Source organism: Streptomyces sp. NPDC059787, assembly GCF_042732315.1.
GTDB classification, from domain to species: Bacteria; Actinomycetota; Actinomycetes; order Streptomycetales; family Streptomycetaceae; genus Streptomyces; species Streptomyces atrovirens.
Genome location: NZ_JBHWHX010000096.1, coordinates 1 through 7,595, shown reverse-complemented (window position 1 = coordinate 7,595; position 7,595 = coordinate 1). Strand labels below are relative to the sequence as shown.

The following is a 7,595-nucleotide window of genomic DNA, read 5'->3' as shown; positions in this document are numbered from 1 at the left end:
CCTCCCGGAACCCGGCTCCCGGGAGGCGGGCGGACGCCGGGGCGGCGGGGCGGGACCTGGGGGCGGCGCCCCGCCCGGTACGGCGTGACGCAGCTCACGGCGATGTGCGGCTCGATCTTGGAATGCGCGGCCCGCCGTTCTTGCTCCACTCCTTATGGGCTTCCCCTGTCCCGGGGTGCGCGGGGCAATGGCGCTCAGCGCGACCGGCCACGGGAGCCGGGGCGACCTCGGTCCTTCCCCCTCCCTCGGTCCGGCCCGCTGTCTTCGAAAGGTTTCCCCGCACCATGCCACTGGCTCTGCTGGCCCTGGCCGTCGTCGCGTTCGGTCTCGGCACGACCGAGTTCGCCACCATGGGGCTGCTGCCCCAGATCGCCGACGGGGTCGGCGTCTCCGTGCCGGACGCCGGCAACCTCGTCTCGGCCTACGCGCTCGGTGTCGTCGTCGGTGCCCCCGTGCTGACGGGCATCGGTGCGCGCGTGCCCCACAAGCGACTGCTCCTGCTCCTGTCCGGACTGTTCGTGGTCGGCAACGTCGCGTCCGCGCTCGCCCCCACCTACGGCCTGCTCTTCGGCGCGCGTTTCCTGACGGGGCTGCCGCACGGGGCGCTGTTCGGCGTGGGCGCCGTCGTGGCCTCCCGGCTGGTCGCCCCCGAACGGGCCGCGCGCGCCGTCTCGAAGATGTTCCTCGGACTCACCGTCGCGAACATCGTCGGCGTCCCGGCCGGCACGGCCCTGGGCCAGCAGCTGGGCTGGCGGTCCGCCTTCCTCGCGATCTCCGTCATCGGCCTCGCCGCCCTCGCCGCGCTGGCCCTCTTCGTCCCCCACCAGCCCCGCGGCGGGCAGTCCGGCGTCCGGCACGAGCTGCGGGCGATGGGCAACCGGCAGGTCGCGATCGGCCTGGCCGTCGCCGTGGTGGGATTCGGCGGCTTCTTCGCCGTCTACAGCTACCTGGTGCCCATCCTGACGAACGTGACGGGCATCTCCGAGTCCTCGACCACCCTGGTCCTCGCGCTCTACGGCGTCGGCATGACGCTCGGCACGCTGGTCGCGGGCCCGCTCACGGACCGCGCCCTGCGCCCGACGCTGTACGCGGGGCTCGCCCTGCTCGCCGCGTCGCTGGTGGCGTTCTCCTTCACCGTCCACAGCACCTGGCCCGCCCTGGTGACGATCACCTTCATCGGCGCGCTGGGCTCCCTCATCACCACCCCCGTCCAGATGCTGCTCATGGCCAAGGCGAAGGACGCCCCGACGATGGCGGCGGCCTCCAACCACTCCGCCTTCAACCTGGCCAACGCGGGCGGCGCCTGGCTCGGCGGGCTGGCCCTCTCGGCGGGCTGGGGCTGGACCTCCCCCGCCCTGGTCGGCGCCGTCCTCGCCGTGGCCGGCCTCGGCCTCGCCGTCACGGGCGGCGTCCTCAACCGGGACGGCCGCCGCTCCGAGGTGATCACCTCGTCCGGCGCCGGGGCCCCGGCGGAGGCCGGTCAGGTCACGGCGGCCCACCGCCCGGACTGACCCGCACCGGGGACGGCCACCGCCCGGAGCCGTCGTCCCGGCCGGTGGAACACGCCTGCACGGCACGGTCCCGGAGCCCGTCCGACGGCTCCGGGACCGCGCCGTAGCACACCGGAACACGCCCGCGGGCCGCTTCACGCCGAGGTCAACCACCCGGGTGACATCTCGCCCCGGGTCGCTCACCCACGCCCCTATGCTGCGCGCGTGAGCAACGACGTGACGAGCGCGACACCGAGCGCGTCGGCAGGTACGGACCCCCCGGGCGAGGACGGCACCCCGTCCCTCCCGTGGCTCCGGCGTGCGGCGCTGCGGGTCCGTGACGCCGCCGCGGGCTCGTGGGTGATCACCCTCCTGCTCCTGGCCGATCTCGTGACCGTTCTCGGGGCGGGCGCCGTCTGGCTGGCGCTCGGCGGGGACCCCGTGGTGGTCGGCGCGACGGCGGCGGCACTGCTGGCGTTCGCCACCGCCATGCTGCCGCTGATCGCGCGCCGCGGCCCGGACGGGCAGCCTCCGTTGTGGCCGCCTTTCGTCCTTGTGGTGATCCCGCTGGCCGTACTGGCCGTGGGACTGCCGTCCTGGGGCACCTGGGCGGTCCTGGAGAGCCGCCCCGTGGACGTGAGTCACGACGTCGATCTCGACGTCACCGCTCCCCTGGTGGACGGCGACACCGTCACCGGCTCCCTGCACACCGACGACCGGGAACCGCGGCTCACCCTCGTCTTCGACGTGGCCCCGCACGACCCCGCCGCCCCGGTGTGCGTGCCCGGCACCGAGCTGACCGTGACCTCCAGGACGGGCGCCGGCAAGGACCAGGTGCGGACGGGAGCCCCCGGCACGGAGTTCGTCTTCACCCTGGGACGGGGGGCGGGCGACGTCGAGCTCTCCGTCCTGCTCCACGCGGAGCAGGGCTGCGAAGTGGACCTGTCCGTCACCTCCGCGTACCTGGACGACTAGGAGAGAAGCAGCCCAGTGACAGCCCCGACGCACGCTCCGCGCCGCCCGCGCTCCCTCCGGTCCCCCGGCCGTCGGCACGCACGGGTCACGGCCGCCGCCGCCCTGCTGTTCACCGTCGCGGCCTGCGGACGGACCGCGGACGGGGCGGGCCAGGAGTCCTCCCTCACCGGCACCGTCTACATCGGCGGCAAGACCGACCAGCCGGGGTTCAACCTCCACAGGGAACACACCGACCGCGGCTTCGAGCCGGACCTGGCCGCCTACCTCGGCAAGCGGATCGGTTTCACCCCGAGGTGGCACGACGTGGTGTCCGCCAAGCGGGAGCAGGAGCTCGTCGAGAAGTCGTCGGCACTGGTCATCGGCACCTATTCGATCACCCCCCAGCGGGACGACAAGGTCGACTTCGTGGGGCCCTACTTCGTCACCAAGCAGGCGTTCCTGGTCCGCGAGGACTACGACGGCATCAAGACCGAGAAGGACGTCGCGGGCAAGGTGATCTGCACGGTCGAGGGCTCGACGGCGGCCATCGCCGCGCTGCCCGACGGCACGACACCGCACACGGAGAGCGACTACTCGACCTGCGTGCACAAGCTCCAGCAGGGGCACATCGACGCCGTGTTCACCGACGAGGCGCTGCTCCACGGATACGTGGAGGAGCAGAAGAGGAGCCCCACGCCCCTCAAGGTCGTGCCCGACGTCTCGTTCGGCAACATCAACAGGTACGGCATCGCGCTGCCGGAGGGCCGCGGGGGCGACTGCGAGAAGCTGCGCGACGCCCTGCGCGACTACCTCACCGACGCGTGGGCGAGCGATGTGAAGGCCCAGCTGCCCGCGCTGGTCGCCGCCCATCCCGGGGACTGGGAGAACCACTTCCGTCCCGACCCCCAGGACCTGAACACGTACTCCTCCTGCAAGGAATGATCAGCGGGTGGCCGCCCAGGTGACGCCGCCGAGCAGATGGGCGCGGAAGTCCGGGTCGTCGTAGGCCTCGGCGGCGTGGCCGAGGGCGGTGTAGAAGACACGGCCCGCGCCCTGTTCGCGGCACCAGGCCAGCGGGTGCTCGTCGCCCATGCCGCCGCCGTCGTACGACGACTCGTCGGCGGAGAGCAGGACCCGTACGCCCGCGGCACGCGGGTCGGTGCGGAAGTCGTACCACTCGTCGGTGAACTCCCAGACACCGGGCAGGTGCCGGGTCGCCGGGTGGTCGTGGTCCTCGGTCAGGGCGCGGCCCGGCTGGAAGGCGGGGTGCTTGTCGAAGCGGGCGCCGAGGAGTTCGCCGTAGTACGGCCAGTCGTACTCCGTACAGGCTGCCGCGTGTACCCCGACGAACCCCCCGCCCGCCTCGACGTACGCCGCGAGTCGCTGCCGCCCGGCCGGGGTGAGCACCTCGCCGCTGGTGGAGAGGAAGACGACGGCGGCGTACCGGTCCAGCGGTTCCTCGAAGACGGCCGGGTCCTCGGTGGCGTCGACGGTGAAGTCGCCGAGGGTGCGCAGGGCGGCGACGCCGGCGGGGATGGAGTCGTGCCGGTAGTCGGTGGTGCGGGTGTACACGAGGAGCGCGGGGCGTGCGGGGGCGGGCATGGGCGGGAGCCTATGCGGCGGGCGCCGGAAACTCGATGTCGGGCAGGACTCGCCGTCCCCCAGAATGTGCGGATGATCGGCAACCGGATCACCTACCGCATGGCGGACGGCGTACGCGTCCCCGGGACCTGGCGGCACGCCTTCATCCGTAACTTCGACTACCACCTGACCGACCTGTTCATCTACGCGGACGGGCTCGTCGACTGCTGGGGGCTGGTCACCCTGGAGGAGTTCGAGGGGAAGCTGCGCAGCGGCTGGGTGGCGACCGAACTCCCGGAGGGCGCCGAGGCGTCCGCCTTCGACCTGGCCCGGTGGAAGTTCGCCGAGCCGCTGACCTGGCTCACTCCCGAGGTACTCGTCGCCGAGATACGGGACACGATCGACCAGCTCAACGGACGCCCGGACTCGACGGACCGCTGTCTGGCGGCGGTCGACGCGTTCCTGGCCGATCGCACCGAGGAGAAGCGGGACGCGGCACGCGACGCGTACTTCGCCATACCCGAGACGCAGCGGCACTACGCGCTGGGCGACATGGACCGCAAGGACCGGCCACTGCAGATCCTGGTGGCCGGCCCCGGCGGGACCACCGACCGCCGGCCCGACGTGGAGATCACGCAGGAGGACTACGCCTGGGCGCTCTCCTACTTCGAGGAACGGGCCGAGTGGACGGCGAAGGCGCGTTCGCGCGTTCCGGCCGACGGTCCCGCGACCGCCGTCGCCCCCGCGGTCCACCTGTACGAGAGCCATCCGCTCGAGCCGTCCGACGACCCGGGCACGAAGGCGCTGCGCAACGAGTACCCGGCGCCCGTCGAGGCCGACGGCGTCACCTACCCCACCGTCACCCACGCCTACTGGGCCCTCTCCGTCGCCGACCCCGCCCTGCGGGAGGCGGTCGCCGCCGCGGACAGCACGTTCGGCGCCCGGAACCTGGCCGCCGACGCCGAGCGGAGCGAGAACTGGGAGCGGCGGCGGACCGCCGTCATGACGGCACTGCTGCGCGCCAAGTTCACCCGGCATCCGGAACTGGCCCGCGTCCTCCTCGGCACCGAGGACGCGACGATCGTCTACGGCGACTCCGACTCCGCGTTCTGGGGCGACGACAACGGCAGGGGCCGCAACTGGACCGGCCGCCTCCTCGAACTGGTCCGGTCCGAACTCGCGTGTCCGATTCCTTCAAGACCGTCGTAGGGACGCGGCCCTACGGTGGGCCGCATGAGTGCACGATTCGATGCCATCGGGATGGTCGTCTCGGACATGGCCGCCTCCGTCGCCTTCTACCGGCGTCTCGGGTTCGCCTTCCCGGAGGGGGCCGAGGCGCAGGGACATGTGGAGGCCGGGCTGCCGGGAGGGCTGCGGTTGCTGCTGGACACGGAGGAGGTGGTCCGGTCCTTCCACACGGAATGGGAGCCGTCGCCGGGCGGGGGCAGGACCTCCCTGGCGCTGCGGTGCGACAGTCCCGCGGAGGTCGACACGATTTTCGCGGAGATGGTCGACGCCGGGAGCGGTTTCGAGCTCAAGCCGTGGGACGCGGTGTGGGGGCAGCGGTACGCCGTCCTCCTCGACCCGGACGGGAACGGGGTGGACCTGTTCGCGCCGCTAGCCGTGAGCGGCCAGTAGCCGGCCCGGCGGCAGGCCCGTCAAGTCCCGTATCTCACGGGAGAGATGGGCCTGGTCCGAGTAACCGGTCCGGGTGGCCGTCTCCGCGAAGGGGACGCCCGTCCGGGCCAGGGCGAGGGCACGGCGCATCCGGAGGATGCGGGCCAGGGTCTTCGGGCCGTAGCCGAACGCGGCCAGCGAACGGCGGTGCAACTGGCGGGCTCCCACGCCCAGTTCGTCGGCGGTGGTGGCCACCGGGCGGCCCGCGTCGAGGGCGGTGACCAGACGGCCGAGCAGGGGGTCGGGCGGGGGCGTCCGTGCCGCCCGGCGCAGGGCCAGGTCCTCCAGGGCGTGCGCCGGATCGTCCGCCGCGTTCACCCGGGCGGTCATGCGGCGTACGTCGGCCGCCGGCCACAGGTCGGACAGGGCGACGCGCAGGTCGCGCAGCTCGTGGGCGGGTACGCCGAGCAGGGCGGGCGCGGTGCCCGGCCGGAAGCGGACGCCCGCCCATGTGCCCGGTCCGCCTTCGGTGACGTGGGCGTGGGTGTCGGGGCCGGCGACCAGCAGGCGGCCCTCGTGCCAGAGCAGGTCCATGCAGCCGTCGGGGAGCACCCGGCCCTCCCCGCTCGTGGACGGGGTGTTGGTCCACACGACCGCGCCCGTCAGCCGTGACGCCCGCTCCCTGTACACGCCCCCAGGCTACGCCGCCCGCGTCCGCCACTCCTGCGGGCTGACCTCGTAGGCCCGCTTGAAGGCCGTGGACAGGGCGAACGCACTGCCGTAACCGACCTGGCGGGCGATCGCGCCGATGGTGTCGCCGGTGTCGCGGAGGCGGTCCGCGGCGAGGGCGAGGCGCCAGCCGGTGAGGTACGTCATCGGGGGTTCGCCGACGAGTCCGGTGAAGCGGCGGGCGAGGGCGGCGCGGGAGACCCCGGCCTTCGCGGCGAGCGCGGCGACCGTCCACGGGTGGGCGGGGTCGTCCTGGAGCAGGCGGAGGACCGGGCCCACGACCGGGTCGGCCTGGGCGCGGTACCAGGCGGGCGGCTCCGCCTCCGGGCGGGCGAACCAGGCGCGCAGCGCGGCGATGACCAGCAGGTCGAGCAGCCGGTCCAGGACGATCTCCTGACCGGGGGCTTCGCGCACGATCTCCTCGCCGAGGAACGGCGTGAGCGGGCAGTCCCACACGTCGGTGGTGAGGGAGAGCAGCGGCGGCAGCGCGTCCAGGAGCCTGCCGCCGATCTCGCCCCGCATCTGGTAGGTGCCAATCAGCACCACCGTCCCGCCGTCCGGCCGGTGGCCCCAGGTGCGGACGCCCAGGTCCATGACGCCGTTCAGGGGACGCCCGTCGGGGTAGGAGCACTCGCCGCCGGGCAGGATCAGCGCCTGCGGGGCCGTGGCCGGGTCGTCGGCGCAGGTGTACGGGTCGGGGCCGCGCGCGATGGCGAGGTCGCCGGGGCGCAGTCGGAGGCGCTCTCCCCCGTCCGGCACGATCCACGCCTCGCCGCGGACGAGCAGCATCAGCGTCAGGGGGGCGCGGTCCTCCACGCGGATCGCCCACGGGGGGTCGAGACAGGCCCTGATCATGAACGCGCCCCGCGCGCGGGGGCCCTCGAGCAGGCCGGTGAGTGCGTCCATGGGAGCAGCGTAGACGCGGGCTTATGGGAGTGAGCCGTTCAGCGATGGTTCCGTGCGGCGTGCGGGAGTTGACTCGTCGGCATGACACAGGACATCGGGAACACGACGATCGTGGTGACGGGCGCGACGGGGCGTACGGGGAGCCGGGTGGCACGGGCCGCCGGGGCGGGAGCCGCGGGACTTCGCCGAGTTCGTGGCGGAGGAGGCGGCGGCCGGCACCTGGAAGGCGTGAGCCGAGGGGTTTTCGCCCCCGCCGCCCCTTCCCGGGGGCGCTGCCCCCCGGACCCCTGCTCCTCAAACGCCGGAGAGGCTGATTTC

The 7,595-nt window shown here is 73.4% G+C and carries 8 protein-coding genes; 5 read left to right on the top strand and 3 right to left on the bottom strand.

All coding sequences use genetic code 11. The features are described from left to right. The first annotated feature begins 284 nt into the window (after positions 1–284). The 3 genes from ACFV5H_RS37500 to ACFV5H_RS37490 all read left to right on the top strand — a co-directional run bounded on the left by ACFV5H_RS37500 (position 285) and on the right by ACFV5H_RS37490 (position 3,386). The gene (locus ACFV5H_RS37500; RefSeq protein ID WP_385059016.1) at positions 285–1,511 is read left to right on the top strand and encodes an MFS transporter; all 1,227 of its coding nucleotides are present in this window, start codon (positions 285–287) and stop codon (positions 1,509–1,511) included. Positions 1,512–1,715: 204 nt separating this feature from the next. Beyond that, positions 1,716–2,465 (top strand): hypothetical protein, encoded by a 750-nt coding sequence (locus ACFV5H_RS37495; RefSeq protein WP_385199162.1) that lies wholly within the window; start codon positions 1,716–1,718, stop codon positions 2,463–2,465. 15 nt (positions 2,466–2,480) lie between these two features. Beyond that, entirely contained in the window at positions 2,481–3,386 is a 906-nt protein-coding gene (locus ACFV5H_RS37490; protein WP_385059011.1) for a transporter substrate-binding domain-containing protein, read from the top strand. On the opposite strand, the gene ACFV5H_RS37485 is transcribed toward ACFV5H_RS37490, so the two are convergent. Next, a complete protein-coding gene (locus tag ACFV5H_RS37485) occupies positions 3,387–4,046 on the bottom strand; it encodes a ThuA domain-containing protein (RefSeq protein ID WP_385199160.1) in 660 nt (219 codons plus the stop codon). A gap of 72 nt (positions 4,047–4,118) precedes the next feature. Between ACFV5H_RS37485 and ACFV5H_RS37480 the strand changes: the two genes are divergently transcribed. Next, positions 4,119–5,234, top strand: a complete 1,116-nt coding sequence (locus tag ACFV5H_RS37480; RefSeq protein WP_385059007.1) for an NADAR family protein — start codon at positions 4,119–4,121, stop codon at positions 5,232–5,234. A gap of 24 nt (positions 5,235–5,258) precedes the next feature. Then, the gene (locus ACFV5H_RS37475; RefSeq protein ID WP_385059005.1) at positions 5,259–5,663 is read left to right on the top strand and encodes a VOC family protein; all 405 of its coding nucleotides are present in this window, start codon (positions 5,259–5,261) and stop codon (positions 5,661–5,663) included. On the opposite strand, the gene ACFV5H_RS37470 is transcribed toward ACFV5H_RS37475, so the two are convergent. Together ACFV5H_RS37470 and ACFV5H_RS37465 are read right to left on the bottom strand one after the other, a co-directional pair. Then, positions 5,643–6,332, bottom strand: a complete 690-nt coding sequence (locus tag ACFV5H_RS37470) for a helix-turn-helix domain-containing protein (protein ID WP_385199159.1) — start codon at positions 6,330–6,332, stop codon at positions 5,643–5,645. The two genes, ACFV5H_RS37475 and ACFV5H_RS37470, sit on opposite strands and share 21 nt — an antisense overlap. Positions 6,333–6,341: 9 nt before the next feature. Then, entirely contained in the window at positions 6,342–7,277 is a 936-nt protein-coding gene (locus tag ACFV5H_RS37465) for an AraC family transcriptional regulator (protein ID WP_385199157.1), read from the bottom strand. Positions 7,278–7,595: the final 318 nt, after the last annotated feature.

Bases quoted from the DNA above. Each gene is read 5' to 3' on its own strand.
- ACFV5H_RS37500 (WP_385059016.1), top strand. From the start codon at position 285: ATGCCACTGGCTCTGCTGGCCCTGGCCGTCGTCGCGTTCGGTCTCGGC.
- ACFV5H_RS37485 (WP_385199160.1), bottom strand. From the start codon at position 4,046: ATGCCCGCCCCCGCACGCCCCGCGCTCCTCGTGTACACCCGCACCACC.
- ACFV5H_RS37480 (WP_385059007.1), top strand. From the start codon at position 4,119: ATGATCGGCAACCGGATCACCTACCGCATGGCGGACGGCGTACGCGTC.
- ACFV5H_RS37475 (WP_385059005.1), top strand. From the start codon at position 5,259: ATGAGTGCACGATTCGATGCCATCGGGATGGTCGTCTCGGACATGGCC.
- ACFV5H_RS37465 (WP_385199157.1), bottom strand. From the start codon at position 7,277: ATGGACGCACTCACCGGCCTGCTCGAGGGCCCCCGCGCGCGGGGCGCG.